We start from the raw sequence: 25,917 nt of genomic DNA, 5'->3' as shown, positions 1-25,917 counted from the left end.
CCTTATTGGCCAATATCGCGATCACCACGGCTCACGGTTTGATCCTCATGTCGCTCCTCCAGGCCGGTCGTACGCGGTCGTCAACGTCGACGGTCCGCGAGGTCCGGGGGACGGCCTCTCTTCCGACAGGAGCACAACAGAATGACCATCACGGACTTCCCGACAACGGCGTCGGGGGTTCGGTCCCCGATCCCCGATCGGCAGACCGCGTCTTTCGCCCCCCAGCCCACCCCCGGTGAGCGCGCCCTCGCCGCCGCCCGGTTCCAGCTCGCCGAGGCGTCCCACTTCCTCGGCCTCGACGACGGCATGCACCGCATGCTCGCCACACCCCGCCGCTCGCTGACGGTCTCCGTGCCCGTACGGCGCGAGGACGGCCGCCTGGAGGTGGTGCAGGGCCACCGCGTGCAGCACAACCTGTCGCGCGGCCCGGCCAAGGGCGGCATCCGCTTTCACCCCGCCACCGACCTCGCCGAGGTCACCGCCCTGGCCATGTGGATGACGTGGAAGTGCGCGCTCGTCGGCATCCCGTACGGCGGGGCCAAGGGCGGCGTCGCGGTGGACCCGGCCACGCTGACCACGCGCGAGCTCGAACGCGTCACCCGGCGCTACGTCAACGAGATCCTGCCGCTGATCGGCCCGGAGAAGGACATCCCCGCGCCCGACGTCGGCACCGACGAGCAGACCATGGCCTGGATCATGGACACCTACAGCGCGAACGCGGGCTACTCGGTCCCGGGCGTGGTGACCGGCAAGCCCACGGCGCTCGGCGGCTCGCTGGGCCGCGCGGGCGCGACCTCGCGCGGGGTGCAGATCGCCGCGCTGCGGGCGCTGGCCGAGATCAGCGGGGCGCGCTCCCCCGAGGGCGCGACCGTGGCGGTGCAGGGCTTCGGCAAGGTGGGCGCGCTCGCCGCGCAGTATCTCGCCGACGCCGGCTGCCGTGTCGTGGCGGTCTCCGACGCGGGCGGCGCGGTCGTCCGGCCCTCGGGGCTCGACGTCGCCGCGCTGCGCGCCCACGCGGCCGAGACCGGCTCGGTCCACGGCTACCGCGACGCCGACCCGCTCTCCCGCGGCGACCTGCTCGAACTCGACGTGGACGTGCTGGTGCCCGCCGCGCTCGAAGGCGTGATCACGGCGGACAACGCCCCGCGCGTACGGGCCCGCCTGGTCGTGGAGGGCGCCAACGGGCCCACCACGCCCGAAGCCGACCTGATCCTGGCGGGCAGCGGGATCACGGTGGTCCCCGACATCCTGGCCAACGCCGGCGGGGTCATCGTGTCCTACCTGGAGTGGGTGCAGAACACCCAGGCGTACTCCTGGAGCGCGGGCGAGGTCGAGGTGAAGCTCCGCGACCTGATGGAGAACGCCTATCGGGCGGTCGCGGAACTGGCCGTGGAGCGCGACCTCACCCTCCGCCAGGCCGCCCACGCGATCGGCGTGGGACGGGTGGCCGAGGCCCACCGGATGCGTGGCCTCTACCCCTGACGGCCGTGGAAGACCCCTGACGGCTGTCGAAGACGGCGATGACGGCCGCCTCCCGGGAATATGCGGCTTCCGGGAGGCGGTCAGGCCGTCGCGGCTACGTCCTCAGCGGCGGCACCCGCAGCGGTGATGTCCGCCGCGGCCCGGACGATCTCCTCACACAGCTCGTGGGTCAGCAGGGCGTCGTCCGCCGTGAGGATCCGCCCCTCCCGCACCGCGCCGAGGAACTCCCGGCAGATCTGCTCGATGCCGCGCTGCCTGGTCGCCGGGACCCAGTCCCCCCGCCTCGTGACGGTCTCGTCCCCGGCGTAGTCGACCACGTCGCCGAGGTTGACCACGCGCCGCTTCCCGCCGTCGCCCATGACCTCGCAGGTCTCCTCGGCCGCGCCGCTGGTGCGGCTCATCACGCCGACGGCGGTGAAGCCGTCGCCGCCGAGCGTGACCACGACGTGTTCGAGCAGGCCCTCCCGCACCCTGGTCCTGACCGAGGTGCCGGTGATCGGCCCGGGGGCGAGGAAGCGCAGCGTGTCGGCCACGTGGATGAAGTCGTCGAAGACCACGGCGCGCGGGTCGCCGGGCAGGTCGCGCCGGTTCTTCTGCATCACGACCACGTCGCGCGGCAGGTCGCGCAGGGCCGCGTACGCGGGGGCGTGCCTGCGGTTGAACCCGACCATCAGTGACCTGTTCCGCTCGGCGGCCAGCCGTACGAGCCCGGCGGAGGCGGCGGCGTCGTAGGCGAGCGGCTTGTCGACGTAGACGTGCACGCCCGCCTCCAGCAGCGTGGTCACGATCGGGACGTGGGCCTGCGTGGCCGCGTGCACGAACGCCGCGTCGATCCCGGCGCCGACGAGGTCGCCGAGGGCGGTGAAGCGGGCGCCGATGCGGTAGGCGTCCCCGAGCCGGTCGAGAGCCGTGCGGTCACGGGTGCACAGCAGCGGCTCGATGTCCGGCGTCGCCGCCAGCACCGGCAGGTACGCCTTCTCCGCGATGTCTCCCAGACCGATGATCCCGACTCTCATGCCCGGGAGACTACCGCCGTCCCTCCGGCGCCTTTCAGCGCCCCCGCCACCACGCCACCGTCTCCTTCACCCCGTCCTCCATCGACGTCGGCGCGAACCCGAGGACCGCCTGGGAGGCGGCGGAGTCGAGCACGTACGGCCGGTCGAACTGATAACGGGTCTCCCCCAGCTCACGCAGGAACGGCGACGCGAGACCACCCGCCTTGACCACCAACGCCGGCAGCCGCCGCAGGCGCGGCGCCGGAAGGCCGGCCGCCTCGCACACCCTCTCGGCGTACTCGCGCAGAGTGAAGGGCGGCGCGGTCGGGATGTGCCAGGCCCGGCCCCACGCGCGCTCCTCCTCCGCGGCCGCCGCCAGCGCCCGCACCACGTCGGGCAGGTACGTGTAGCTGTGCGGAATGCCGGGGTCGCTGATGACGGTGGCGGGCTTGCCCGCGAACAGGGGCTCCAGGAGCCGCGGTCCGAGGTAGGACTGGTCGGACGACCGCGGCCCGTAGTAGTCCGAGCCCCGCACCTCGGTCACCCGCACTCTGCCCGCCTCGTGTGCGGCCCGCATCTCCTCCCACATCCGCGCCCGGACCCTGCCCTTCGTCCCGGTCGCGGCGAGCGGCAGGTCCTCGGTCATCGGCCCGTCCACCGGCCCGTACCCGTACAGGTTGCCCAGCGTGACCAACACGGCCCCGGACGACTCCGCCGCGGCCAGGAGCGAGGCCGCGATCGGCGGCCAGTCCACGGGCCACCGGTGATAGCGCGGGTTGGCGCAGTTGTAGAGCGCGTCGGCCCCCTCGGTGAGCCGCCGCATCGCGGACGCGTCGCCCGCGTCCGCCGCGACGGGTGAGATCCCGGGGCGCTTCGGTCCGGAGCCCGAGCGGGTGACGAGGGTCACCTCGTGCCCCCGCTCCGCCAGTGTCTCGGCGAGCCCGCCGCCGACCTGTCCCGCCCCGACGATCACATGCTTGCCCATAACCTCTCCTTCACACCTGATCCGTCAGCAGCCGCAGCACGCCGTCCACGACGTACACCACCGCGAACACGACGCCCGCGGTGACGAGCCCGGAGGCCGCCAGCGCGGCCGCCCCCGCCCCGAACCACACGACCTCGAAGGCCGCCCGGGCGAGCCCGTGCAGCTGGTGCGGCGCCTTGCCGCCTGCCATGAACAACCCCCAGAGCGTCGCGAACACCGCGGGCGCGCCGAGCCCCACCACGATCCTGACCAGGAGATGCGCCTCCCGCGTGAAGCCCCAGTAGGCCAGCGAGATCAGCACTCCCAGCTCCAGGAAGAACATCACTGCGGCGACCGCTCCCTTGGTCACGGTGAGCATCGGCACTCCTTGCGTTCGTCGCTCCGTTGCGAGAGCAATGCTCTCTGATCGGAGCGCTCTTCGTCAAGAGCACTGCTCTCTAATTGCTCAGGTGCTCTGATAACCTGGCCGCATGAACGCGAGCCGTACCGCGCGGGAGCGGGTGAGAGCGGAGCTGATCAGGGAGATCACGGACATCGCCCGGCGCCAGCTGGCGACCGAGGGGGCCTCGGGCCTGTCCCTGCGGGCGGTGGCCCGGGAGATGGGGATGGTCTCCTCGGCCATCTACCGCTACTTCCCCAGCCGCGACGACCTGCTGACCGCGCTGATCATCGACGGATACAACGCGCTCGGAGAGGCCGTCGAGCGCGCCGACGCCGCCTGCGCGCGCGACGACTTCACCGGGCGCTGGCTCGCCGTCTGCCGTGCCGTACGCACCTGGGCCCTGGCCCATCCGCACGAGTACGCTCTGCTGTACGGCTCACCCGTGCCGGGCTACGCGGCTCCGCAGGACACGGTCGCGCCGGCGACGCGGGACACGGCCGTGTACGGAGGGATCCTCGCCGACGCCCACCGCGCGGGCAGGCTCGTCCCTCCCCCGGTCTGCCCGCCGCCGCCCGCGGTCCTGTCGGAGGACGCCGAGGTCGTCCGGTCGCTGATGCCGGAGGTGCCGGACGACGTGATCACGCGGGCCGTCGTCGCGTGGACGGGCCTGTTCGGGATGGTCAGCTTCGAACTCTTCGGCCAGTTCGCCAACACGATCACCCACCGCGCCGAGCTGTTCGACCACAACATGACCTGCCTCGCCCGCCTCGTCGGCCTGCCGGAGTAGGCGGCCTCCGGCAGCCGGACGCCCGCCGACGTCACGGTCAGAACTGACGGGCGCCGAGGCGTCCTTCGAGGAGGAGGAGCAGCTCGCCGAGGAGGTCCCCGAGCTCCCGCCGCCGGTCCGCGCCCAGCGCCGCCAGGAGGTCGCTCTCGTAGCCGAGCTGCCGGGGCAGCAGCCGGTCGGTGAGCGTACGGCCCTCGTCGGTGAGCGCGAGGTGCGAGACCCGCCGGTCGCGGTCGTCGGGGCGGCGGCGCACGAGGCCGCGCTCCTCCAGGGTGCGCAGCCGCTTGGTGACGGCCGCGCCCGAGGCGAAGGTCTCCCTGGCGATCCGGCTCGGGGTCAGCTCCCGGTCCAGCCTCCGCAGCGCGGCGAGGACGTCGAACTCCGGCCGGGTGAGTCCGTGCTCCCGCAGGGGCGCGTCACCGGCCTGCTGCAGCAGCAGGACGCAGCGGGTGAGGCGGCCGATCACGGCGATCGGCGCGGTGTCCAGCTCGGGGTGGACACGCCGCCACTGGCGCATCACCTGCGCGACGACGTCCTCTGCGACGCTCTCGGGCGCCTCGCCGGCGATGTCCTCCACGCCCCGATTCCTCAGCCCTGGGTCCGTTCGCAGCCGACTCTATCCCGATCCCGTACGGCCAGCCTCGCCAGCAGGCGGTGCCCCTCCTGCTCGGCCCGGGCGACCTGCTCCTCCGGCAACGCGCGCTGCCACCACTCTCCGGCGGCGACGTCGGCGGCCCGGCGCAGCTCCACCAGCGCGTCGACGAGCACGCCCCTCACCCGCGCCGTCTCCCCGGGCTCACGCGGGTCACGGGCGAGGAGGTGCCGGGCCGCCGCCTGGGCGGCGGCCACGCGCCGCAGCGCCGCGTCGATCCGTCCGGCGCTGCGGCGGTTGGTCACCAGCAGGCAGCCGAGCAGTCCCGCCGCGACGCCCACGGCCGTGTCCAGCCAGCGGTCGCGGACCAGCGGCCACGCGGGCTGATATCCGGGCAGTTCGGTGAGCAGGAGGGCCATCGGCGTCACGCACACCGTGCCCAGCCAGTAGTTGCGGGTCATCAGCGCCTCGGTGCAGAACTGGAGGGCCAGCGTGAGCAGGACCAGGGCGAGCGCGCCCGTACGGCTGACCGGCAGCAGCGCCGTGAAGACGAGCAGGCCGACCACGTTTCCGAGGGCGCGCTGCAGGGCCCGCTGCCACGACAGCGTGGCGTTGGCCTGGAAGACCGCCGCGGCCGTGACCACCGCCCAGTAGGGGTGACCGACCCCGGCCGCCAGCGAGACCAGCCCGGCGAGGGCGGACCCGACGGCGACGCGTACGCCGATCGGGAACAGCGGGGAGGCGGGGTGGAACATGCGCAGCAGGCCCGGCCCGGCCGGCGCCGCCCGCTCCAGCACGATGCCGGCGAGCCCGGCGGCTCCCGCCTCACCGAGGCTCACTTCGGGCACCGGCCGGTTGCGGCGCAGGTCCGCGGCCCAGTTCGCGAACAGGCTCGCCTCGTCGCGGGGCACGGCCGGCAGGGACGCCTCCACCCGGGCCAGGAGACGTTCGAGCGCGCGCCTGCCCCTCCCCTCGGGCGACGGGAGCAGCGTGTGCCAGGCCGCGTTCACCGCCGCGGCCGCGTCGTGCCGCGCGCGTGTGGCCGCCGGGCCCTCCGCGTGGGCGAGCCGCACGGCGGCCTCCAGCGCCCGGGCCACGGCCGTTCGCTGCGGCCCTTCGGGGCGGACGAGCGCGGGAGCCATGCAGACGAGCCAGGCGAGCGCCGCCGCCGCCGCGACGAGCGCGAGATGGAAGGGGACATCCCCGAGCCGCTGCGGCAGGAACGTGCAGGTCGCGCCGATGAACGTGAAGATCAGGTTGCCCGGCGGGCCGATCCGGGCGGCGTCGCACGCCACCTTGTGCGCGGCGGCGAGCAGCGCCGCCACGACGACCAGGACGGGGGCCGAGCCGGTGAGACCGGCCGCGGTGAGCGCGACGCCCACGCTGGCGACCATGCCCGCCGCCACGCCGAGCAGGGTGCGCGCCCTGACCCGGTACGGCAGGCCGTGCGCGTAGAGGGCGCACAAGGCGCCGGCGGAGGTGTACACGGCCAGGTCCAGACGGTCCAGCAGGAGAAGGACCGCGTCCGGCACGGCGAGCGCGACGACCGCGCTGAGCGCCTGCTTGTGCCAGACGTCCCCCAGCCCGCCGACGCTGAACACTCCCCGCAACGGCAGCCGCCGATGTCGCTTGCCCGGCCTCATGATCCCCTGTTCGTTCACGAGTGTTTTACTCATAAAACATATCAGCCCGCGAAACGCTCCGACCCCCACCAAGGGCGCCGCCGTGCTCGTACAGTCGCCGCATGGGACTTAGGCACGACAGTCTCAGATATGAGACAGTCGTGCCATGGGACTCGCCAGTGCGATGAGCATCCTTTCGCCCCTCGCGGAGGCCCAGCATGGTCTGGTCACCGCTCGTCAGGCCACGTGCCATGGTGCGCATCGCCGCGACCTCAGCCGCCTGGTCCAGGCCAGGGCTCTCGAACACGTAGCTCACGGCGTCTACCGGGTGGCCGGCGCTCCGCGCCCCAGGCTGGAGGAACTACGGGCCGCGTGGCTTCAGCTAGCCCCCGAACTGCGCATAGACCAGCGAGGACCCGCTCACGGAGTCGTCTCCCGCACCAGTGCAACTCTCGTATACGAGGTAGGACTTCTCGATCCCCTACGGTGGGAATTCATCGTCCCCCCGCCGCGTCGTTATCGGACCCGGCGACTGGATGTGGCCATTCACCCTGCAGGGCTCGCGGTCGATGATGTCGAATGGGTCGACGGACTCCTCGTGACCACTCCGGAACGGACGGTGACAGATTTGGCAGCCGCCTGTCTTGATGGAGGTCATCTGGGCCTTGTGGTGGCGGACATGCTGGAACGGAACCTGATCCAGCCCAGCGACCTCGCCACGGCTCTGGCGCCCTATGCCGTGGGCTACGGACTGCCCGATGCGAACGGCCAGGAGTTTCTGCAGCATCTGACCGAGCGATGAGGACAGCTGTAATCACATGCAGCCCACCGGCGACAGGTTTCCGTACACCTCCCCGCAAGCTTTCGGTGCCGCCATCACGGACCGTCTCAAGAAAACCTCGGGCGAATCGCCCTATTCGACGAGCCAACGCCGCCGTCAGTTTGCGTATGACCGCTTACTCGCCCGCCTCTTCGCCGGCGATGACGACTGTTGGATCCTCAAGGGCGGCGTGGCCCTGCTCGCCCGCCTCTCTTCGGCCCGGCACTCTGCCGACGTCGACGTCGTGGCCCGCGCCGGTTCGCCGGAGGCGGGTTTCGCGGCGCTGCGCACCGCCGCCGACGCTTGCCTGGGCGACTTTTTCACCTTCCGCTTCGACCGGCCGCGATCCCTCATCCAGGGAGTGGCGGGCATACGGGTGGGTGTGGAGGCCTGGCTGGGCCCGCGCCGCTTCGAGAGATTCGGGGTTGATCTGGTGACCGGCGGCATCATCACGGGCCACCCAGAAGTTTCACCGCCCGCTCTTTCGCTCGACATCCCGGGACTGGTCCGGCCGCCGTACCGGCTTTATCCGCTGGTCGATACCGTCGCCGACAAGGTCATGGCAATGCTGGAAGTCCGGAACGGCAGACCGAGCACCCGCTTTCGCGACCTTGTCGACCTGGTTCTCATAGCGAGGTCGCGATCTTTACGGGCCGAGGCGCTCCGCACCGCCTTCACCTCGGAGGCACACCGTCGCGAACTGCTTCACGGCGCCGAGCTCAATGCGCCGGATGAAGCGATGTGGGCAGTCGGATACGCCACCGTGGTCGCCGATAATCCCTGGATCGCCGAACGATCACTCGGCGAGGCGCTGCTCGTGGCCAAGGCACTGGTCGATCCCGTTCTGTCCGGACAGGTCACCTCGGGAACGTGGCATCCGCTGAGACTGGCGTGGACCTGATCACGCAACCCGACACGCGGGGCCGGAGCCTCCGCGACTAACTTCGCCGGTCCCGGATGGCCTCGCCCACGTCGTCGATCTCGGGCAGCCCGCCGGCCGGGCCCTCGATCTTGGCCACCAGCGACGACCTGGGCGGCTTGACGGTCACATGGGGTCGCCAGGCGAGGTATTCGGTTCTCGCCGCTCCCCTGGCATGAGGCCGGCCGGCCCCGCCCTTGATCCAGGTGTCCCAGATGGAATCGACCATCATGGGCGTGCCGTTCTTGTCGGTCCACAGCCACCACCAGACGAGGGCGGGAGCGAGGGTGGCGTCGGGCTTCTGCCCGAGAAGCGCGCGGAAGGCAGGCGAGACGGCGTACAGGTCGGCGAAGGTGATCTTCCCCTTGTAGAGCATCGTGTTCTCGTGGATCCGGCCGGTGCTGTCCTTGAAGCCGGAGCGCTTTTTGAAATAGATGTCGGACAGCAGCTTTTTCAGCGTCTGGGGCTCGAAGACGTCGACGGCCTGATCGGTGAAGGCGCCGCCGTTCGGGATCGCGCCACGCAGGGCCCAGGTCTTCCCCTTCGGCAACGCGGGCCCGTACAGGGGTCCGGTGGTGTAGAGCTTGCCGTTCACGCTCACGGAACGGTGCGGCCGGGTCTGGATCAGGAGGCTCCTGGCCACGGGATCGCCGTCGGCGGCGTCCTTCTTCACGAGGGCCGCGGAGTCGTCACGCTCGAACCGCAGCCGCCTGCTCAGGTCGGACGCGACGACTCCGTTGCGCCCGAGCTGGATCGACCCCGCGCGTTTGAAGTCGTACTGAAAGGTGTTGGCCGTGTTATTGATCACCCGCGAGCGCGAACCCAGCTGGACGTCTCCCCACTCGACCACCTTGACGGTGAGCTGGGCGGACAGGAGCCGCCGTACCGCGGCCACGGGATCGCCGGCGGCCGCTGCCGCCGAGGCGGGGGCCGGTAGAGCGCAGGTCACAGCAGTCGCGCCGAATACTGCAATCAATCGCCTCATGCGCAGGATGTCCTAACCCATAAAGGAGGGGGGCATATGTCGTTGCATGATCCATTGTGCCTGCGACGGTGGATCCCGACGTCGCCGTCGAGCACGAGACATGCGAAAGGCGGCAGTCGGGGATCTCCCGGTTGCCGCCTTTCGCGTGATCACGACCGCCTTGTGGGCCGGTCAGGACATACGCTTGCGATTTTGGGCAAGGTCATGAGCAGTGATCGCGCAGGTCATCGCGCGTCACCGCGAGAATCGGGGGGACGTCAGTGGCGGGTGGCGCGGTTGACGGCGGAGATGATGGCCTTGAGCGAGGCGGTCGTCGTGTTCGCGTCGATGCCGACGCCCCACAGGACCTGCGTGCCCTCCGGCCCGCCGACCTCGCACTCCACGTACGACGCGGCCTTGGCGTCGGCGCCCGCGCTCATCGCGTGCTCGGTGTAGTCGAGGACCCGCACCGGCACCCCGATGTTCTCCAGCGCGTCGCAGAAGGCCGAGATGGGGCCGTTGCCGACGCCCTCGATCTCCCGGATCTGGCCGTCGACCCGCACGTCGGCGCTGATCGCGTCCTTGTCGTCCACGGTGGAGGTGTGCCGGTGGGCCAGCAGGCCCAGCCGCCCCCACGGGCTCGCCGGGTTGGGCAGGTACTCGTCGGAGAACCGCTCCCACATCTCGGCGGCGGTGACCTCGCCGCCCTCGGCGTCCGTACGGGCCTGGATGACGCGGGAGAACTCGATCTGCAGACGGCGCGGCAGGTCGAGCTGGTGGTCGGCCTTCATGATGTAGGCGACGCCGCCCTTGCCCGACTGGCTGTTGACGCGGATCACGGCCTCGTACGTGCGGCCGATGTCCTTGGGGTCGATCGGCAGGTACGGCACGGCCCACGCGAACTCGTCGACCGGCACGCCGGCGGCGGCCGCGTCGCGCTCCAGGTGCTCCAGGCCCTTCTTGATGGCGTCCTGGTGGGAGCCGGAGAAGGCCGTGTAGACCAGCTCGCCGCCCCACGGATGGCGAGGGTGGACAGGCAGCTGGTTGCAGTGTTCGACCACCCGCCGGATCTCGTCCATGTCCGAGAAGTCGATCTGCGGGTCGACGCCCTGGGAGAACAGGTTCATGCCCAGCGTCACCAGGCAGACGTTGCCGGTCCGCTCGCCGTTGCCGAACAGGCAGCCCTCGATGCGGTCGGCGCCGGCCATGTAGCCCAGCTCGGCGGCGGCGACGGCGGTGCCTCGGTCGTTGTGCGGGTGCAGGGACAGCACGATCGAGTCCCGGTACGCCAGGTTGCGGTGCATCCACTCGATCTGGTCGGCGTACACGTTGGGCGTGGCCATCTCGACCGTCGCCGGCAGGTTGACGATCACCTTGTGGTCGGGGGTGGGCCGCCACACATCGTTGACGGCGTTGCAGACCTCGACGGCGTACTCCAGCTCGGTGCCGGTGAAGGACTCGGGCGAGTACTGGAAGTAGATCTCCGTGCCCTCCATCTCGGCCGCCAGCTTCTTGCACAGCTTGGCGCCCTCGACGGCGATGGCGGTGATGCCGTCCCTGTCCTGGCCGAAGACGACCCGGCGCTGGAGGGTGGAGGTGGAGTTGTACAGGTGGACGATCGCCTGGCGCGCGCCGCGCAGCGACTCGAAGGTCCGCTCGATCAGCTCGGGCCTGGCCTGCGTCAGCACCTGGATGACCACGTCGGAGGGGATGCGCTCCTCTTCGATGATCTGGCGGACGAAGTCGTAGTCCGTCTGCGACGCGGCGGGGAAGCCGACCTCGATCTCCTTGTAGCCCAGCCGGACCAGCAGGTCGAACATCTTGAGCTTGCGGTCGGCGTCCATCGGGTCGATCAGCGCCTGGTTGCCGTCGCGCAGGTCCACCGCGCACCAGCGGGGCGCCTCGGTGATGACCTTGTCGGGCCAGGTGCGGTCGGTCAGCCGTACGGGCTCGAACGGCGTGTAGCGATGGAACGGCATCGGGCTCGGCTGCTGCTCATTCATGATTGCTCCTCGTCGGGCGCACGGCGAGCCCCGGGCACGACGTTGCCGTCGATCATTGGAGTGGGGCGCCGTTGGAAGAAACCAGGGCGGCCGACGCGCATGCCTCTCGCACCGCGGCGAGGGAGCCGGCCTCTTACAGGCCCTCGCCGCGGCGGATAAGAAGGAGTCCGCGCAGCATGCCAAGCAGACTAGCAGACGCCCTCCGGCGGAAGAGACACCCGATCACATTCCGAGACGGACCACCGGGTTAGGGTGAGCCCTGATGCGAAGGAGGCCGCATGAAGGACAACGACATCCTCAAGCAGATCAGCGAGCTGGTCGACGAGGAGCACTCGCTGCGTGAACGGCTGGTCGCGGGCGAGCTGACCTCCGAGGAGGAGCACGACAGGATCTCCTCGCTGGAAGAGCAGCTCGACCGCTGCTGGGACCTGCTGCGCCAGCGCCGCGCCCGGCGGGACGCGGGCGAGGACCCCGACTACGCCTCCCCCCGGCCGGTCAACGAGGTCGAGAACTACACGCAGTAGACCCCTTCATCGCCGCTGTTCCACGATGTGAAAATGAGTCGCGCCCCTGACAGGGTGTGCGGAATTCTTGTCGGCATGCACATGATGCGCGTCGTCCCCGCGGCGCAGGAGGAAGACGACCCCGACGGCCCGGCGGGTCACTCCCCTCTGGCCGGTCTGTACGCCGTGTCCCGGGTCTGCGACGAGCCGGGTCCCACGATGTCGTGGCGGCACTTCGCGGCGAGCGTCCGGAGCGGGTCGGGTGGCGAGCGGGCCGAGGCGTGGGCGGCGTGCGACGGCGACCAGGTCGCCGGCGGCCACATCCTCCACTTTCCGCAGGACGACAACACCCACCTCGCCCTGCTCCGGCTGATGACGCATCCGCTGCGCCGGCGCGAGGGCGTCGGCGGCATGCTGCTCGACCACGCGATCGGCCGGGCGCGCGACGAGGGCAGACGCGTGCTGATCGCCGAGGCGCCGGCGGACGGGCCTGGCACGGCCTTCGCCAAGGCCCGCGGGTTCGCCCCCGCCTCCACCGACACCCGGCTGGTGCTCGACCTGCGCACGGCCGACTGGTCCGGCCTCGAACTCCTCCGGGCCCGGGCCGTACGGCACGCCACCGGGTACTCGCTCGAACGGTGGGTGGGGCCGACCCCCGACGACCTGCTCGACGACATGGCCCGCCTGGCCGAGGGCATGAACGACGAGCCGCTGGGCGACCTCGCGATGGAGGACCAGCGGTGGACCGCCGACCGCGTGCGCGCACGCGAGGAGATGCTCGGGCGGGCGGGCCAGCGGACCTACACGGTGATCGCGCGGCACACGACCGGCGGGGAGCCCGCGGGGTTCACCCAGCTGGTGGTGGACGCCGAGCGGCCGGAGGGCTGGGCCCGTCAGGCCGCGACCACGGTCCTCGCCCCGCATCGGGGCCGGCGGCTCGGCCTGGTGCTGAAGCTCGCCAACATCACCTGGTTCCGCGCTTGCGAGCCGGCCGTCGAGCGGGTGATCACGTGGAACTCCGCGGCGAACCCGCACATGCTGGCGATCAACGAGGCGATGGGTTTCGAGGTCTTCGACACCTGGTACCAGTGGCAGCTCGACATCTGAGCATGGGCGCGGACCGGCGTTGACCGTCGCAGGGGCGAACCGCGTGGAGCGCCTCGCGGCGGGCCTACCTGGTCTTCCTGGTGTAGACGACGCGGTCGACCAGCCGTTCGGGCCGGCCGGGCGGGGTGAAGTACAAGTCGAAGGTGTGCCGGTCGTTCGACCTGATGGTGATGACTGTGCGCATCGGAATGGTCTTCCCGGCGTACTCAGGGCCGAGCACGCCGGGGTCGGTGAACGTGCCGGGCAGCGACAGCACGTTGCCGACCTTGGCGAGGGCGGGGCCACGATAGGTCATCGCGGTGGGGGTGACGCTGTCGAAGGTGGTCCACTCGTAGCGCCGGTCGATGGTGGAGAAGCCGAGGATTCCGAGCCGGTAGTAGGGGTGGCCGCCCAGGACGCCTTCGGCCTCCTCCTTCAGAAACCGGCCGCCCGTCTTGGCGATCCATCGCGTCTTGACCGTGATGTCGCGGGAGACGACCGGCTTGCCGTCGCCGCCGAGAAGGTAGTTGTACTTGGTGGCCTTCCAGGTGCCGGCCAGCGGGTCGAGCCGGCGATGGAACGGCCCCGGCTCGAGCGGGTCGGCGGCTGCGCGCTGGGGGCGCGCGGCCGTCGCGGCGACCGGCGCCGTCGTGGTGGCCGTCGTGGTGGCCGGCGCGCCGGTCAGGGCCAGTACGGCCGCGGCCGAGACGACGGACAGGGACAGACTCTTCAGCATGGGTGTCTCCGTGGGCTGCGGGGGCCGGCAGGCGAGGTGGTGTGGCCGCGCCGGCCCACACGATCTCGGGGCGCGGATGGGCCGGGCTCTCGTACGCCAGGCCGGCGGCGGGACGTACTGGATCATGACATCGGGGGAATCGGGGCTGGTAGTGTCCCCGTCATCGGCTGGATGTGCATTTCGCACGCTTCATGGGAGGGTCCCAGCGGGTGGGGCGAACCGCGGACGACCTTCCGCTCCGGCTGGCCAGGGCGATGTTGTGGGCCTCGTTCGGCATCCTCGTCTACATCCGCGCGTTCAGCGCGCTGGACGGCGGCGCCGATGTGCTCGGGGTGCTGCTCCCGATGGCGTCCTACCCGCCGCTCATCGCGCTGTCGATGTGGTGCTGGAGCCCAGCCGGTCGATACCGGCTCTTCGCCGCCGTGGTGCTGCTCTACTTCCTGCCGTTCCCGTTCGTCGGGGAGGCCTGGGACTGGATGCCGTGGACCGTGGCCGCCGCCGCGCTGTGCGCGCTCCCCACACGGATCGCCTGGCCGCTGTTCGTCCTCAGCGTGGCCGCGGCCGGCGCGTTGGTCCTCCTCCCCGGCTTCGACGCCTATCCCGGATTAGAGTTCCAGGCAGGCGTCGGCTACATGATCGTCACGGCGGACGACGGTCTCATCGTCTTCGGCCTGTCCAGGCTCGTCATGGCCGTCACGAGACTGCACCAGACCCGCGAGGAACTGGCCCAGACGGCCCTGTCGAGGGAACGGCTGCGGCTGGACGGAGAGCTGCGGCGGCTGCTCGGCGGAAAACTCCAGGCGATCGTGTTCCGGATGCGGACAGCGGCTCGGCAGGAGCCGGGCGAGGCGCGGCACTCCCTCCGGGAAGGGATCGAACTCGCGCGGCGCACCCTGGCGGAGGTGCGTGCCACGGCCGGCGCCTACCGCGCCGACGCCCCCGAGAGGATCCCGGCGCCGATCGAGTCGCCGCGGCTGGCACGACGTGTGCTGCTCGCGGTCCTGGTCATCCAGTGCCTGCTCGTCCTGAAGACCCTGGTCTACGTCCGCCCCGGCGACTGGCCGGCCTTCGCCTCCGCCGCCGTCCTGCTCGTCGTCATCGTGATCCTCCAGGTGCTTCCGCAGTCGCGGGCGGTGCTGATCGCGCAGAGCCTGCTGATCCTGCTGCCCCTGCTTGTCGTCCCCGACGCCTGGGACCGTCTGCTGAGCGTCTTCACCGGCAAACTGCTGCTCAACGTGCGGCCGCCACGCTCCTGGGCGATCGTCGGGGTCGTCCTGGGCGGCCACCTCACCTGGTTCCTGCACCGCATCGACCGCGACTACCTGTTCATCGACGACCTCCCCGCCGCGCTGGCCAACTTCGGCGGCCACATCATGATCATGTGGCTGGTGTACTGCCTCGGGCGGCTGAGCGGACTGCTCACCGTGCTGGAGCGGACCCGGCACGAGCTCGCCGAGGCGGCGGTACGCCGCGAACGACTGCGGATCGCCGGTGACCTGCACGACATCCTGGGCTACAGCCTGTCGGCGGTCGCCCTCAAGGGCGAGGTCGCCGAACGCCTGCTCGGCACCGACCCCGCAAGGGCCAGAACCCAGATCGCCTCACTCGGGTCACTGGTCGAACGGGCCCTCGTGGAACTCGACTCCATCACGGGCGATCGGGTCGAGCTGCGGTTGGGCGTCGAGATCGACGCAGCCCGCGAGGTGCTGGCGCAGGCCGGAATCACGACGGTGGTGCGCGTCGAGACGGGTCCGCTTCCCGCGGCGGTCGACACCGCCCTGGCCGCGGTGCTCCGTGAAGGCGTCACCAACGTCCTGCGCCACAGTCAGGCCCGCACCTGCGAGATCAACGTGTCGGGCACGGCGGGCGGCGTACGGCTGCGGATGGTCAACGACGGCGCCACCGTACGGGAGGAAGCGGAGACGCCGGAACGGCGCGGCACCGGGCTCGACAGCATCTCGGCGCGGACCGGCGGGCGGGTGACGGCGGGACACCGCGCCGGCGACGGCTTCGAGGTGCTCGCCGAGTTCCCGGCGCCGGCCGAGCCCGGCGGCGGCCCGGAGGCCTTCCGTCCGGTCTCGGGCAGCCGGCTCTCCCGGACCTGAGACCGCTGGCATGATCGGTGTCCGTCGGATGCCGGTCGAGGCCGTTCGTTCGAGGGCCGGAAGGGTGATGCGCGTGATTCGCGTCCTCATCGCGGAGGACATGCACATCCTCCGCGAAGCGCTGATCGAGCTACTGTCGTCGCACGACGACATCGAGGTGGTGGCGGGGGTCGCCTCCGGCCTGGAGATCGTGCCCGCGGCGCTGGAGCACCGGCCCGACGTGGCCGTGATCGACATCGACCTGCCGGGGCTGGACGGCGTGGCCGCGGCGGCCGAGTTGCGAAGGGCGCTGCCCGAGTGCGCCGTCCTGATCCTGACGGCGCTGACCAAACCGGGCGTCCTGCGCAGGGCGCTGGGCGTCCAGGTCGCGGGCTTCGTTCCGAAGGACATCCGGCCGGCCGAGCTCGCCGCGGCGATCAGGACCGTCGCGGCGGGGGGACGAGCGGTGGATCCGTCGCTGGCGCTGGTCGCGCTGGAGGCGCCGGAAAGCCCGCTCAGCCAGCGCGAGACGGAGGTGCTGCGCATGTCGGCCACGGGCGCGCAGCCCGCCGAGATCGCCGAGCGGCTCTTCCTGACCTACGGCACGGTGCGCAACTACCTCACCTCGGCGGTCGCCAAGCTGGGGGCCCGCAACCGGGTCGACGCCATCCGGATCGCCACCGAGTCCGGCTGGATCTAGCCGGGGCTCCCGACGAGCGGGCAGGCTCCCGATGGTGGCGCCCTGCCGCCCAGGCCGCCGGGCGGCTATGCGAAATGCACATCGACCGGGTTACTGAGGCACTGACGGCCTTCTCCGGCCTTCTGCCACGATTTCGGTGCACCAAGATCCACCGAACGGCGTCCGTCGCGTGCCGCGGCTCTGCCGTCTTGTGAGCAGGAGATGTCATGGGAAAGACGGGCAACACGCCGCAACGGGCGGCCCTCGCAGGAGCCGGGGCACGCTGATGGAGCCCACCGAAGCCCTGCCGGTCGTCGCGATCCTGTCGATCGTCACCGTCGAGTTCGGCGGGCACGCGCTGCTGCGGTTCATCACCACCGACCGCGGCAGGCTCGGAGCCCTCCGCGAGCGCTTCTTCCGCGCCGGCCACGCGCACGCGGGTGTGCTCCTGGTGCTCTCACTCGTCTATCTGCTGTATCTGCCCCGCGCCGGCTTCACCGACGGCCTGGAATGGCTGTGCGGCGCCGCCCTGCTCGCCGGAGTGCTGGCCCAGTCGGGCGGGTTCTTCCTGCACCTCGGTGTCGGCGAGGAGGGCCGGAGCTCGTACGGCACGGCGCTCACGCGGACCGGCGCCCTCCTCCTCGCGGCCGCGCTCATCACCCTGGCGGCCGGACTCATCCGGGCCGCCTAGACCCCCTGCAGGTGGATGGAGATGTGAATGATCCTGGTGACCGGCGCGACCGGGAACGTCGGCTCAGAGCTGGTCGAGGCGCTGCTCGGGGCGGGTGAACGGGTCCGGGCGCTCGTCCGGAACCCCGGAAACGCCGCCCTGCCCCCTGACGCGGAGCCCGTCGGCGGCGACCTCAACCGGCCGGAGAGCCTGACCGAGGCGTTCGACGGTGTCCGCCGAGTGTTCCTCCTGCCGGGCTACGACGACATGCCCGGCCTGCTGGTCCGCTGCCGCCGGGCCGGGGTGGAGCGGGTCGTACTGCTGACGGGCGGCTCGGCCGCGCTGGAGGACATGACCAACGCCGTCTCCCGCTACATGACCCTCTCCGAGCGGGCGGTGCGGGCATCCGGCCTGCCCTGGACCATCCTGAGGCCGAGGTCGTTCATGTCCAACGCCCTGCGCTGGCTGCCTCAGCTCGAGGCCGGTGACGTGGTGCGCGTGCCGTTCGCCGGCGTGCGCACCGCCGCCGTCGATCCCTTCGACATCGCCGCCGTCGCGGCCCGGGCGCTGCTGGACGACGGGCACGACGGCCTGATCCACGAAGTGACCGGCCCACGGGCGCTGCTGCCCGCCGACCAGGTGGCCGTCCTCGCCGGGCTGCTCGGCAGGGATCTGCGTTGCCAAGGCCTGACCGACGCCGAGGCCCGGGCCGAGATGGAGGCGCGGATGCCCGCGCGGTATGTCGACGCGTTCTTCCGGTTCTTCGCCGACGGCACGCTGGACGAGTCGCGCGTCCACCCCACTGTGCGCGAGGTGACCGGCCGCCCACCCCGCACCTTCGAGCAGTGGGCGAACGCGCATGCCGACGCCTTCCGCGAGATTCGGGCCCCTTGAGCCGGTGCACGCCGAGCGGCGGCTCGACATCCGGCCGGGGCTCACCGCGGACGCAGGGCGGTCCGGGCCTCGCCGGTGTCCGGATCGCTCGGGAAGGAGAGGTGCTGGTGGATCATCTCCCACGCGCCGTCCCGCCTTTCGAACACACGCGTCCCGCGTGACCACGTCTCGGTGCTGTCCCCGCCGGTCTGCTCCACCCGGATGCGGTTGAGCCCCCACGCGACCGCCAGGTCCTGCCTGGCCAGGATCTTGAGGTCGGGGACGTCCCAGCTCACGCCGTCCTCGGCGGCGTCGAGGCCGCGCGCGCAGACCTCGCGCACCGCCTCGACGCCGCGGTGCTGCAGCGGCCCGACGTGCTCGTAGGAGACGACGTCCTCGGCGATGCCGGTCATGAGGCCGTCCAGGTCCCCGGCGGCGGTGCCGGCGAACCACCGGCGGTGCAGTTCGCGCACCTCCTCCTCGGCCGCTCCCGAATCGGCGCCCGGCTCGACGTACGGGAACGAGTGGTGTTCATGGGCGATCACCCAGCGGCCGTCCTGCCTGCGCAGGCCGAGCGTCAGCCGCAGGCGCATCCGCGGGTTGGCCGCGAGCTCTTCCGGGCCGCCGCAGCGCAACAGGGCGTGGGCGAACGCGACGTCCTCCCCCGCGGTCACGTCCAGCGACTCGATCTCGAAGCAGGCGCCCTGTGCCTGCCAGGCGAAGAAGGGCGGCCACGTCTCGCGGTAGGCGTCCAGGCCGCGTACGCCCTCGTACGGCGGCGGCACGTCGAACATCACGATGTCGCCCGCGTGGTCGGCCACGACTCCATCGATGTCACCGCGGTGGACCGCCTCGGCCCAGCGCTCGATCAGGTCGCGGATCCGCTCGTGGTCTTCGGTCATCTGGCTCGGTCCTTCCGGGTCGTCCGCTGTCACCGTGTACAACCCTCGGCGACCGGCGAACTCATCGGTCAGCCGCCACATCCGCCCGCGTCAGTTCCGCCGGCAGGCCGAATGCCGGCAGGTGGGCGTCCAGGAACGAGACCACCTCGGCGATCAGCGGTCCGCGCAGCGCGAGCAGGTCCAGGCCGGCGGCGGCGTAGACGCCGCGGTCGTCGTCCCACAGGTAGGTGCCGAAGGCGACCTGCCCGTTCGCCCGCGCCGGCAGGAAGCGCCAGCGCCGGTTCCCGGCCGTCTCCAGCAGGAAGCCGCGGATGCCGTCGTGCCCGTGGAACCAGGCGGTCAGCGGCGGCATCGAGTACTTCGCGTCGTGGGTCAGCATCGCCACGATGGCGTCCACGTCCGCGGCCTCCCAGGCGGCGGCGTAGCGCCGGGCCGTCTCCCGCCACGCCGGTTCGCCGAGCAGGCCGAGAGTCCGCTGCTGGGTGGTGGGCGGGAGCAGGCGGCCGAGCGTGCCGCGGGCCCGCTGCAGCGCGCTGTTGACCGCGGCGACGGTCGTCTCCAGCAGGCGGGCGGCCTCGCCGGCGTCGTAGCCGAGGACGTCGCGCAGCAGCAGCACGGCTCGCTGCCGAGCGGGCAGGTGCTGCAGCGCGGCGACGAAGGCCAGCTCCACGCTCTCCCGGGCCACGGCGCGGGCCTCCGGGCCCAGCTCCGCCGTCCAGCTGACGAACCGGTCCGGGAACGGCTCGACCCACGCCGTCTCGGCCGGCGGTACGCCTCCCGGGCTCAGGTCGGCGGGCAGCTCGCGCCGCCCACGCCGCTCGATGAGCGTCAGCGCCCTGTTCGTGGCGATCGCGTACAGCCAGGGCCGCACAGATCCGCCGTCCCCTTCGTGGTCCTCGAACCGCGGCAGAGCGCGCCACGCCCGGTCCAGCGTGTCCTGGACGACGTCCTCCGCGTCGTGAACCGATCCCAGCATGCGGTAGCAGTGCGCGCGCAGCTCGTCCCGCAACGACCCCACCAGGCGCCCGAAGGCGTCGCCGTCGCCGGAACGGGCCGCGGCCAGCAGCCCGGCCCCGGACTGCCCCGTCAGGCCGATCCGTTCCCCACTCATCCGCCCATCCTGCCCCGGCTCGGGGGGCGACGCCGGAGACAGTGGAGGAAGCGGTCGGGCCGTGCGCAATGCCGGGTCCGGACGGGCCCCCGCCGCACGGGCGGCGCGGAGCCTCCGGCTCGGCCGAAGGCGTTCACACGTGCGATCGCTTCCTCTCCTCCAGCTTAGACTCCCGGGGGTCGGGGCGCTTGAGGCGTCCCGAACGGTCGATCGCAGGCCCCGGCCCGGCGAGACCGAGACCCCGCCACGGCCGCTGCGCGCGACACTTCTCAGGTCGGGCAGCACGCTGGAAGCATGGCGAAGGCGAGGGACGGTTCAGCACCGGCGCCGCGGGGCCGCGTTGATCGAATCGGACCAGCACGACAGCGCCCGGCACCTGGCCGCCGCCGGCGAACGACTCTTCCGGTACACCAGAGGCGCCATCGACGCCGCGGTGCTGACGGTCTATTCCAGCCCATCGGGCGACGACCTCGTCGAATGGGCGTTCGCCCATGCCAACCTCGGCATCCTCGACCGGTTGGAGGGCAGCCACACCACTGCCCGCGACCATCTCACGCGGGCGCTGGAGCTGTTCGAGCAGGCCGGGCAGCGCCGTGGCGTCGGCATCTGCCACAGGCAGCTCGGCATGCTGGACGAGCAGTTGTGCCGATACCACGACGCGCGAGCTCACCTGGACCAGGCCCTCTCGGTGTTCCGGGAGCTGGGAGACCTCATGAACCAGGCCGACGCCCATTACAACCTGGCCGTCGTACATCGCGGGCTGGGCGCTCCGCAGACCGCCCACGAGCACGCGACCACCTCCCTCGCCCTCGCCTCACAGATCAGCCACTACCAAGGACAGGCCGACGCGCACACGGAACTCGCCCACCTGGCCCGGGCCACGGGCGACCACACGGCGGCACGCGCCCACCTGCAGCACGCCCACCGCCTTCACCGGCGCCTCCACCACGCCGGCGGACCTGGCCCAGACGTTCCGGATGCCGGAGATCCGGCAGCGCGGCGGGACGGCCAGGGTCAGACGGACAACAGGCGGTGAACCTCCTCGTCCTGGAGCTCCCGCGCGGGCCCGGACCTGACCACCCGTCCGGCGTCGAGGATCACGAACCCGTCGGCCAGCCGCAGCGCGAGGTCCAGATACTGCTCCACCAGCAGGATCGCGAGACCGGTCGCGTGCAGGCGTTCGACGGCCTCCTCGATCTCCAGGATGATCGACGGCTGGATGCCCTCGGTCGGCTCGTCCAGGATCAGCAGCCTCGGCCGGGTGACCAGGGCGCGGGCGATCGCGAGCTGCTGCTGCTGGCCGCCGGACAGGAACCCCGCCGGCCGTTTCAGCAGCGGCTTGAGCCGGGGGAAGACCTCCAGGGCCTCCTCCAGCGCCGCGTGCTCACGGTGCGCGGACGCCTCCAGCGTGACCAGGAGGTTGTCCATCACGGTGAGCTGGGGAAAGGTCTCGTGCCCCTGCGGCACGTAGCCCATGCCGAGCCGTACGCGCTGGTCGGGGCGCAGCCGGGTGACGTCCCTGCCCTCGAACGTCACCGTCCCGCCGGTCGCCGGGAGCACGCCCATGACGGTGTCGAGCAGGGTCGTCTTGCCGACCCCGTTGCGGCCCATCACGCAGACGAGGCTTCCGGCGGGCACCTCCAGCGAGACGCCGAAGAGCACCCGGGCCCGGCCGTACCCCGACTCAAGTCCCTCAACGGACAGCATCCTCGGCACCCTCCCGCGCCCGTCCCAAGTAGATCTCCTGCACGCGCGGATCGGCCCGCACCTGCTCCACCGAGCCCTCCGTCAGCACCCTGCCCTCGTGCAGGACGGTGACCTGTGAGGCGTAGCGGCGCAGGAAGTCCATGTCGTGCTCGACCACGACCACGGTGTGGTCGCGGGCGACCTCGGTGAGCAGCTCTCCGGTGCGCTCGCGCTCGCCGGAGGACATGCCGGCGACCGGCTCGTCGAGCAGCAGCAACCGGGGCCGCTGGACGATCAGCATGCCGATCTCCAGCCACTGCCGCTGCCCATGGGACAGCACCCCGGCCCTGCTGCCGGCCAGCCCGGCCAGCCCGGTCGTCTCCAGCGCCGCCGCGACCTCCTCCGACACCCCGCGCCTGCGGCGCAGCAGCGACCACAGGGGGCGGCGGAACGACGCGGCGAGATCCAGGTTCTCCAGCACGGTGAGCTCCTCGAAGACCACCGAGGTCTGGAAGGTGCGGCCCACGCCGAGCCGGACGATCTCGTGCTCCCTGCGGCCCGTGAGGTCCTGCCCCTCGAACCGCACCGTGCCCGCGGTCGGCTTCGTCAGGCCCGTGATCACGTCGATGAGGGTGGTCTTCCCCGCGCCGTTCGGCCCGATCAAGAAGCGCAGCTCACCACGGCCGACGGTCAGGTCCACGCCGTCGAGCGCCCGGAAGCCGCCGAAGGCGACTTCCAGCCCGCGGATGTCCAAGAGCGGCTCGGTCACGCCCTCGCCTCCCTTCTCCGTACGAGAGCGGCGGCCAAGCCGGCGATGCCCTTGGGCGCCAACGTCATGACGAGCACGAACAGGGCGCCCTGCAGGTACAGCCAGGCGTCCGGAAGCTCCTCGCTGAAGTACGTCCGCGCGTACCCCATCACGACCGCGCCGAGCACCGCGCCGGCCAGCGCGAACCGGCCGCCGACGGCCACCGCCACGACGAGTTCGAGCGAGGGCACGACCCCGAGCAGGGCCGGCGAGATGATGCCGACCACGGGCACGAACAGCGCCCCCGCGATGCCGGCCATGCCCGCCGAGACGGCGAAGGTCAGCGTCTTCACCGTGGCGGGGTCGTACCCGAGGAAGCGCACCCGGTCCTCGCCGTCCCTCACCGCGAGCAGCAGCCGTCCGAACCGGCTGCGGACGAGTTGCCTGGCGCCCAGGTAGAGCGCCCCGAGCACGACCGCCACCAGCAGGTAGAGGCCCCGCTGGGTCTCGTCGGCCGCCACGTCGCGGCCGAAGAAGTCGAAGAAGTTGGTCAGGCCGTTCGTGCCGCCGGTCAGCCCCTGCTGCCCGACCAGCAGGATCACCAGCGCCGCCGCCAGCGCCTGGGTGAGGATCGCGAAGTACGCCCCTCGTACGCGCTGGCGGAACACCAGCGCGCCGAGCAGCAGCGCGACCGCGACCGGCAGCACGACGACCATGGCCAGCGCGAAGACCGGGTTGCCGAACGGCTTCCACAGCGCCGGCAGCTTCTCCACCCCGCTCCAGACCATGAAGTCGGGCAGGTCCCCGCCGGCGTCGTTGAGCTTGAGATACATGCCCATCGCGTAGCCGCCGAGGCCGAAGAACACCCCCTGCCCGAGCGTGAGCATGCCGCCCTGCCCCCAGGCGAGGCCGATGCCCAGTGCCACGATCGCGTAGCAGAGATACTTGGCCAGCAGGCCGAGGCGGAACGGCTCCAGCAGCAGCGGCGCCACCACCAGGGCGAGCACCGCCACCGCCGTGAAGGCCGCGGGGCCCTGCCACCGGCCGGTCAGGACCCGGCGCGAGACCGTGAGGGCGGTCATGTGAGCGCCCGCGATCGGACGAAGAACAGCCCCTGCGGCCGGATCTGCAGGAAGCCGATGATCGCCACGAGGACCACCACCTTGGCGAGGCTGGCGTCGCTCCAGAACTCGGCGTAGGAGTTCAGCAGGCCGAGGCCGATCGCGGCCAGCACCGCGCCGCGGAGCTGTCCCAGGCCGCCGGCGACGACCACGAGGAACGCGTCCACGATGTAGTACGTCCCGAGCGTCGGCCCGACCGGCCCGATCAGCGTGAGCGCGACCCCCGCGACCCCGGCGAGGCCGGAGCCGATGAAGAACGTCCGCTGGTCGACCCTTCCGGTGTCGATGCCACTCGTGGCCGCGAGCCTCCTGTTCTGCATCACCGCCCGCATGCGCCGCCCCTGCCCGGTCCGGTTCATGTACGCCCAGATCGCGAGCACCGACGCCGCGGCGAGCGCCAGGATGAACAGCCGGTTGTAGGGTAGGATCCCGGCGCCGCCGCGCAGCCAGGCGGGCGAGGACACCTGCACGTTGGGCGCACCGAACAGGTCACGGGCCAGTTGCTGGAGCATGAGGCTGACGCCCCAGGTGAGCAGCAGCGTGTCCAGCGGGCGGCCGTAGAAGCGCCTGACCAGCGTGCGCTCCAGGATCAGGCCCATGACCCCGGCCACCACGAAGGCGGCCGGGAGGGCGACCAGGAAGCCCACTCCCTGGAGCAGGTAGGCCGTGTAGGCCCCCGCCATGATGAACTCGCCGTGGGCCATGTTGATCACGCCCATCTGCCCGAAGGTGAACGTCAGCCCGAGGGCGATGAGCAGCAGGACCGCTCCGATCGACAGCCCGATCGGCAGCTGGTTGACAATTCCCTCCATGTCGGCGCGTCAGACCAGGCCGCCGGCCCAGGAGTACGTCCTGAGGTAGGGGTCCGGCTTGATCGGCTCGCCGGAGTTCCAGACCTCCTTGATCTGGCCGTCCGGCTGGACGACCCCGATGCGCGCGGTCTTGTAGACGTGCTGGTTGTCGCCGTCGATGGTGACCTTGCCCTCGGGCCGGTCCAGGGACACCCCGCCGGCGGCCTTCTTGACGGCCTCCACGTCGGTGCTCCCGGCCTTCTTCACGGCCTCGGCCCACAGGTGGACGGCGTTGTATCCGGCCTCCATCGGGTCGGAGGTCACCTTGTCGGCGCCGTACTTCGCCTTGAACGCGGCGACGAACTTCTCGTTCGCCGGGGTGTCGGTCGTCTGGTAGTAGTTCCAGGCCACGAGGTGCCCGGCGACGTTGTCGACCCCGATGCCCCGGACCTCCTCCTCTGCCACGGACACCGACATGACCGGCATCTGGTCGGCGCTGATCCCGGTGCTCTTGAGCTGCTTGAAGAACGCGACGTTGCTGTCGCCGTTCAGGGTGTTGAAGACCGCGTCCGGCTTCGCCTCGGCGATCTTGTTGACCAGCGTGCTGTACTCGGTGTGCCCGAGCGGGGTGTACTCCTCGCCGAGGACCTCCATCCCGTTCGCCGCGGCGTACGCCTTGATGATTTTGTTCGCGGTTCTCGGGAAGACGTAGTCACTGCCGACGAGGAAGAGCTTTTTCTTGCCCTTCTCCTTCAGATAGTCGAGCCCGGGGACGATCTGCTGGTTGGTCGTCGCGCCCGTGTAGAAGATGTACGGCGAGCTTTCCAGGCCCTCGTACTGGACCGGATACCACAACAGCGCCTTGCGCTTCTCGAAGACCGGGAGCATCGCCTTACGGCTCGCGGACGTCCAGCCGCCGAAGACGGTCGCGACCTTGTCCTGCGCGATGAGCTTGGTGGCCTTCTCCGCGAAGGTCGGCCAGTCGGAGGCGCCGTCCTCCACGACGGGCTCGAGCTTCTTACCCAGCACCCCGCCGGCCGCGTTGACCTCCTCGATCGCGAGCAGCTCCGCGTCCCTGACCGTGACCTCGCTGATGGCCATCGTGCCGCTGAGGGAGTGCAGGATGCCGACCTTTATGGTGTCAGAACCCCCAGACGAGGCAGATGTACCACTTGTAGAGGATTGTCCGCCACATGCCGCGAGCGTCGCGGCCGCGAGAGCGAACACCGCTCCGGCACGCCATAATGAGTTCCGCAATTGCCTCTCCCTTGCCGCTACGGCCCCCGCGCCGATCCGTCTGCCGTCAAGGTGGGCGCGCGGTATTTCCCGCCGAAATCCCGGCGGTTAACAACTCATTAGCGAGAGCTCACCGCCGT

General features: G+C 71.2%; 26 protein-coding genes and 1 pseudogene. 12 read left to right on the top strand and 15 right to left on the bottom strand.

Annotated features, from left to right (window positions below; genetic code table 11):
- The first annotated feature begins 141 nt into the window (after positions 1 to 141).
- Positions 142 to 1,482 (top strand): Glu/Leu/Phe/Val family dehydrogenase, encoded by a 1,341-nt coding sequence (locus ACWEQG_RS02360; protein ID WP_452281023.1) that lies wholly within the window; start codon positions 142 to 144, stop codon positions 1,480 to 1,482.
- An 80-nt stretch (positions 1,483 to 1,562) separates the two neighbouring features.
- On the opposite strand, the gene ACWEQG_RS02355 is transcribed toward ACWEQG_RS02360, so the two are convergent.
- Genes ACWEQG_RS02355 through ACWEQG_RS02345 form a run of 3 tightly spaced genes read right to left on the bottom strand, consistent with a single transcriptional unit; the run spans position 1,563 to position 3,820 of the window.
- Positions 1,563 to 2,498 carry a Gfo/Idh/MocA family protein gene (locus tag ACWEQG_RS02355; RefSeq protein WP_452281021.1) on the bottom strand — a complete coding sequence of 312 codons (936 nt, stop codon included), beginning with the start codon at positions 2,496 to 2,498 and terminating at the stop codon, positions 1,563 to 1,565.
- A 34-nt stretch (positions 2,499 to 2,532) separates the two neighbouring features.
- Entirely contained in the window at positions 2,533 to 3,462 is a 930-nt protein-coding gene (locus ACWEQG_RS02350) for an NAD-dependent epimerase/dehydratase family protein (RefSeq protein ID WP_452281019.1), read from the bottom strand.
- A 10-nt stretch (positions 3,463 to 3,472) separates the two neighbouring features.
- Entirely contained in the window at positions 3,473 to 3,820 is a 348-nt protein-coding gene (locus ACWEQG_RS02345) for a YrdB family protein (protein ID WP_452281017.1), read from the bottom strand.
- A gap of 112 nt (positions 3,821 to 3,932) precedes the next feature.
- Here ACWEQG_RS02345 and ACWEQG_RS02340 point away from each other — a divergent pair, with 112 nt between their 5' ends.
- Positions 3,933 to 4,631, top strand: coding sequence for a TetR/AcrR family transcriptional regulator (locus tag ACWEQG_RS02340; RefSeq protein WP_452281015.1), 699 nt, complete (start codon positions 3,933 to 3,935; stop codon positions 4,629 to 4,631).
- Between the two features lie 37 nt (positions 4,632 to 4,668).
- Here ACWEQG_RS02340 and ACWEQG_RS02335 read toward each other — a convergent pair whose 3' ends face one another.
- Together ACWEQG_RS02335 and ACWEQG_RS02330 are read right to left on the bottom strand one after the other, a co-directional pair.
- The gene (locus ACWEQG_RS02335; RefSeq protein WP_452281013.1) at positions 4,669 to 5,208 is read right to left on the bottom strand and encodes a MarR family winged helix-turn-helix transcriptional regulator; all 540 of its coding nucleotides are present in this window, start codon (positions 5,206 to 5,208) and stop codon (positions 4,669 to 4,671) included.
- A gap of 11 nt (positions 5,209 to 5,219) precedes the next feature.
- Positions 5,220 to 6,884, bottom strand: a complete 1,665-nt coding sequence (locus ACWEQG_RS02330; RefSeq protein WP_452281011.1) for an FUSC family protein — start codon at positions 6,882 to 6,884, stop codon at positions 5,220 to 5,222.
- Positions 6,885 to 7,011: 127 nt separating this feature from the next.
- On the opposite strand from ACWEQG_RS02330, the pseudogene ACWEQG_RS02325 reads away from it, so the two are divergent.
- From ACWEQG_RS02325 to ACWEQG_RS02315, 3 genes and pseudogenes are all read left to right on the top strand, one after another.
- A pseudogene (locus ACWEQG_RS02325) lies at positions 7,012 to 7,167 on the top strand (type IV toxin-antitoxin system AbiEi family antitoxin domain-containing protein); the annotation flags it as partial.
- A 276-nt stretch (positions 7,168 to 7,443) separates the two neighbouring features.
- Positions 7,444 to 7,647, top strand: a complete 204-nt coding sequence (locus ACWEQG_RS02320) for a hypothetical protein (RefSeq protein WP_452281659.1) — start codon at positions 7,444 to 7,446, stop codon at positions 7,645 to 7,647.
- A gap of 16 nt (positions 7,648 to 7,663) precedes the next feature.
- A complete protein-coding gene (locus tag ACWEQG_RS02315) occupies positions 7,664 to 8,566 on the top strand; it encodes a nucleotidyl transferase AbiEii/AbiGii toxin family protein (RefSeq protein WP_452281009.1) in 903 nt (300 codons plus the stop codon).
- 37 nt (positions 8,567 to 8,603) lie between these two features.
- On the opposite strand, the gene ACWEQG_RS02310 is transcribed toward ACWEQG_RS02315, so the two are convergent.
- Together ACWEQG_RS02310 and leuA are read right to left on the bottom strand one after the other, a co-directional pair.
- Positions 8,604 to 9,533 carry a hypothetical protein gene (locus ACWEQG_RS02310; RefSeq protein WP_452281007.1) on the bottom strand — a complete coding sequence of 310 codons (930 nt, stop codon included), beginning with the start codon at positions 9,531 to 9,533 and terminating at the stop codon, positions 8,604 to 8,606.
- A gap of 293 nt (positions 9,534 to 9,826) precedes the next feature.
- Positions 9,827 to 11,551: a 2-isopropylmalate synthase gene (leuA, locus tag ACWEQG_RS02305; protein ID WP_452281005.1), complete on the bottom strand. Its 1,725-nt coding sequence runs from the start codon at positions 11,549 to 11,551 to the stop codon at positions 9,827 to 9,829.
- 278 nt (positions 11,552 to 11,829) lie between these two features.
- Here leuA and ACWEQG_RS02300 point away from each other — a divergent pair, with 278 nt between their 5' ends.
- Together ACWEQG_RS02300 and ACWEQG_RS02295 are read left to right on the top strand one after the other, a co-directional pair.
- Positions 11,830 to 12,075 carry a DUF2630 family protein gene (locus ACWEQG_RS02300; RefSeq protein ID WP_452281003.1) on the top strand — a complete coding sequence of 82 codons (246 nt, stop codon included), beginning with the start codon at positions 11,830 to 11,832 and terminating at the stop codon, positions 12,073 to 12,075.
- Between the two features lie 75 nt (positions 12,076 to 12,150).
- Positions 12,151 to 13,161, top strand: a complete 1,011-nt coding sequence (locus ACWEQG_RS02295) for a GNAT family N-acetyltransferase (protein WP_452281001.1) — start codon at positions 12,151 to 12,153, stop codon at positions 13,159 to 13,161.
- Positions 13,162 to 13,225: 64 nt separating this feature from the next.
- Here ACWEQG_RS02295 and ACWEQG_RS02290 read toward each other — a convergent pair whose 3' ends face one another.
- Positions 13,226 to 13,876 carry a DUF1579 family protein gene (locus ACWEQG_RS02290; RefSeq protein WP_452280999.1) on the bottom strand — a complete coding sequence of 217 codons (651 nt, stop codon included), beginning with the start codon at positions 13,874 to 13,876 and terminating at the stop codon, positions 13,226 to 13,228.
- 209 nt (positions 13,877 to 14,085) lie between these two features.
- On the opposite strand from ACWEQG_RS02290, the gene ACWEQG_RS02285 reads away from it, so the two are divergent.
- The 4 genes from ACWEQG_RS02285 (at position 14,086) to ACWEQG_RS02270 (ending at position 18,203) form a co-directional block, all read left to right on the top strand.
- Positions 14,086 to 15,981 (top strand): sensor histidine kinase, encoded by a 1,896-nt coding sequence (locus ACWEQG_RS02285; protein WP_452280997.1) that lies wholly within the window; start codon positions 14,086 to 14,088, stop codon positions 15,979 to 15,981.
- A gap of 73 nt (positions 15,982 to 16,054) precedes the next feature.
- A complete protein-coding gene (locus tag ACWEQG_RS02280; protein WP_452280995.1) occupies positions 16,055 to 16,660 on the top strand; it encodes a response regulator transcription factor in 606 nt (201 codons plus the stop codon).
- A 265-nt stretch (positions 16,661 to 16,925) separates the two neighbouring features.
- A complete protein-coding gene (locus ACWEQG_RS02275; RefSeq protein WP_452280993.1) occupies positions 16,926 to 17,330 on the top strand; it encodes a hypothetical protein in 405 nt (134 codons plus the stop codon).
- A gap of 27 nt (positions 17,331 to 17,357) precedes the next feature.
- Positions 17,358 to 18,203, top strand: coding sequence for an NAD(P)H-binding protein (locus tag ACWEQG_RS02270; protein ID WP_452280991.1), 846 nt, complete (start codon positions 17,358 to 17,360; stop codon positions 18,201 to 18,203).
- Between the two features lie 41 nt (positions 18,204 to 18,244).
- On the opposite strand, the gene ACWEQG_RS02265 is transcribed toward ACWEQG_RS02270, so the two are convergent.
- Positions 18,245 to 19,084: an SgcJ/EcaC family oxidoreductase gene (locus ACWEQG_RS02265; RefSeq protein ID WP_452280989.1), complete on the bottom strand. Its 840-nt coding sequence runs from the start codon at positions 19,082 to 19,084 to the stop codon at positions 18,245 to 18,247.
- Between the two features lie 61 nt (positions 19,085 to 19,145).
- Positions 19,146 to 20,195, bottom strand: coding sequence for an RNA polymerase subunit sigma-70 (locus tag ACWEQG_RS02260; protein ID WP_452280987.1), 1,050 nt, complete (start codon positions 20,193 to 20,195; stop codon positions 19,146 to 19,148).
- A 340-nt stretch (positions 20,196 to 20,535) separates the two neighbouring features.
- Between ACWEQG_RS02260 and ACWEQG_RS02255 the strand changes: the two genes are divergently transcribed.
- On the top strand, positions 20,536 to 21,231 hold the full coding sequence (locus ACWEQG_RS02255) for a tetratricopeptide repeat protein (RefSeq protein WP_452280985.1): 696 nt from the start codon (positions 20,536 to 20,538) through the stop codon (positions 21,229 to 21,231).
- On the opposite strand, the gene urtE is transcribed toward ACWEQG_RS02255, so the two are convergent.
- Genes urtE through urtA form a run of 5 tightly spaced genes read right to left on the bottom strand, consistent with a single transcriptional unit; the run spans position 21,210 to position 25,798 of the window.
- Positions 21,210 to 21,902 carry an urea ABC transporter ATP-binding subunit UrtE gene (gene urtE / locus ACWEQG_RS02250; RefSeq protein WP_363465484.1) on the bottom strand — a complete coding sequence of 231 codons (693 nt, stop codon included), beginning with the start codon at positions 21,900 to 21,902 and terminating at the stop codon, positions 21,210 to 21,212. The two genes, ACWEQG_RS02255 and urtE, sit on opposite strands and share 22 nt — an antisense overlap.
- Positions 21,889 to 22,650 carry an urea ABC transporter ATP-binding protein UrtD gene (urtD, locus tag ACWEQG_RS02245; RefSeq protein WP_452280983.1) on the bottom strand — a complete coding sequence of 254 codons (762 nt, stop codon included), beginning with the start codon at positions 22,648 to 22,650 and terminating at the stop codon, positions 21,889 to 21,891. Before urtD ends, urtE begins: the two co-directional genes overlap by 14 nt.
- On the bottom strand, positions 22,647 to 23,711 hold the full coding sequence (urtC, locus tag ACWEQG_RS02240) for an urea ABC transporter permease subunit UrtC (RefSeq protein WP_452280981.1): 1,065 nt from the start codon (positions 23,709 to 23,711) through the stop codon (positions 22,647 to 22,649). The genes urtD and urtC overlap by 4 nt, the downstream gene beginning before the upstream one ends.
- The gene (gene urtB, locus ACWEQG_RS02235) at positions 23,708 to 24,562 is read right to left on the bottom strand and encodes an urea ABC transporter permease subunit UrtB (protein ID WP_363465493.1); all 855 of its coding nucleotides are present in this window, start codon (positions 24,560 to 24,562) and stop codon (positions 23,708 to 23,710) included. The genes urtC and urtB overlap by 4 nt, the downstream gene beginning before the upstream one ends.
- A gap of 9 nt (positions 24,563 to 24,571) precedes the next feature.
- Entirely contained in the window at positions 24,572 to 25,798 is a 1,227-nt protein-coding gene (gene urtA / locus ACWEQG_RS02230; RefSeq protein WP_452280979.1) for an urea ABC transporter substrate-binding protein, read from the bottom strand.
- Positions 25,799 to 25,917: the final 119 nt, after the last annotated feature.

The organism is Microbispora sp. NPDC004025 (genome assembly GCF_053604425.1).
Note: the sequence above shows the minus strand (reverse complement) of the source record. Positions and strands in the feature narration are given on the sequence as shown.

What these genes read in the sequence shown, in the direction of transcription:
- urtE (WP_363465484.1), bottom strand. Translation starts at nt 21,902, where the DNA reads ATGCTGTCCGTTGAGGGACTTGAGTCGGGGTACGGCCGGGCCCGGGTG.
- urtC (WP_452280981.1), bottom strand. Translation starts at nt 23,711, where the DNA reads ATGACCGCCCTCACGGTCTCGCGCCGGGTCCTGACCGGCCGGTGGCAG.
- ACWEQG_RS02260 (WP_452280987.1), bottom strand. Translation starts at nt 20,195, where the DNA reads ATGAGTGGGGAACGGATCGGCCTGACGGGGCAGTCCGGGGCCGGGCTG.
- ACWEQG_RS02340 (WP_452281015.1), top strand. Translation starts at nt 3,933, where the DNA reads ATGAACGCGAGCCGTACCGCGCGGGAGCGGGTGAGAGCGGAGCTGATC.
- ACWEQG_RS02270 (WP_452280991.1), top strand. Translation starts at nt 17,358, where the DNA reads ATGATCCTGGTGACCGGCGCGACCGGGAACGTCGGCTCAGAGCTGGTC.
- ACWEQG_RS02275 (WP_452280993.1), top strand. Translation starts at nt 16,926, where the DNA reads ATGGAGCCCACCGAAGCCCTGCCGGTCGTCGCGATCCTGTCGATCGTC.
- ACWEQG_RS02300 (WP_452281003.1), top strand. Translation starts at nt 11,830, where the DNA reads ATGAAGGACAACGACATCCTCAAGCAGATCAGCGAGCTGGTCGACGAG.
- ACWEQG_RS02355 (WP_452281021.1), bottom strand. Translation starts at nt 2,498, where the DNA reads ATGAGAGTCGGGATCATCGGTCTGGGAGACATCGCGGAGAAGGCGTAC.
- leuA (WP_452281005.1), bottom strand. Translation starts at nt 11,551, where the DNA reads ATGAATGAGCAGCAGCCGAGCCCGATGCCGTTCCATCGCTACACGCCG.
- ACWEQG_RS02360 (WP_452281023.1), top strand. Translation starts at nt 142, where the DNA reads ATGACCATCACGGACTTCCCGACAACGGCGTCGGGGGTTCGGTCCCCG.
- ACWEQG_RS02265 (WP_452280989.1), bottom strand. Translation starts at nt 19,084, where the DNA reads ATGACCGAAGACCACGAGCGGATCCGCGACCTGATCGAGCGCTGGGCC.
- ACWEQG_RS02345 (WP_452281017.1), bottom strand. Translation starts at nt 3,820, where the DNA reads ATGCTCACCGTGACCAAGGGAGCGGTCGCCGCAGTGATGTTCTTCCTG.
- ACWEQG_RS02290 (WP_452280999.1), bottom strand. Translation starts at nt 13,876, where the DNA reads ATGCTGAAGAGTCTGTCCCTGTCCGTCGTCTCGGCCGCGGCCGTACTG.
- ACWEQG_RS02350 (WP_452281019.1), bottom strand. Translation starts at nt 3,462, where the DNA reads ATGGGCAAGCATGTGATCGTCGGGGCGGGACAGGTCGGCGGCGGGCTC.
- ACWEQG_RS02315 (WP_452281009.1), top strand. Translation starts at nt 7,664, where the DNA reads ATGCAGCCCACCGGCGACAGGTTTCCGTACACCTCCCCGCAAGCTTTC.
- ACWEQG_RS02295 (WP_452281001.1), top strand. Translation starts at nt 12,151, where the DNA reads ATGCACATGATGCGCGTCGTCCCCGCGGCGCAGGAGGAAGACGACCCC.
- urtB (WP_363465493.1), bottom strand. Translation starts at nt 24,562, where the DNA reads ATGGAGGGAATTGTCAACCAGCTGCCGATCGGGCTGTCGATCGGAGCG.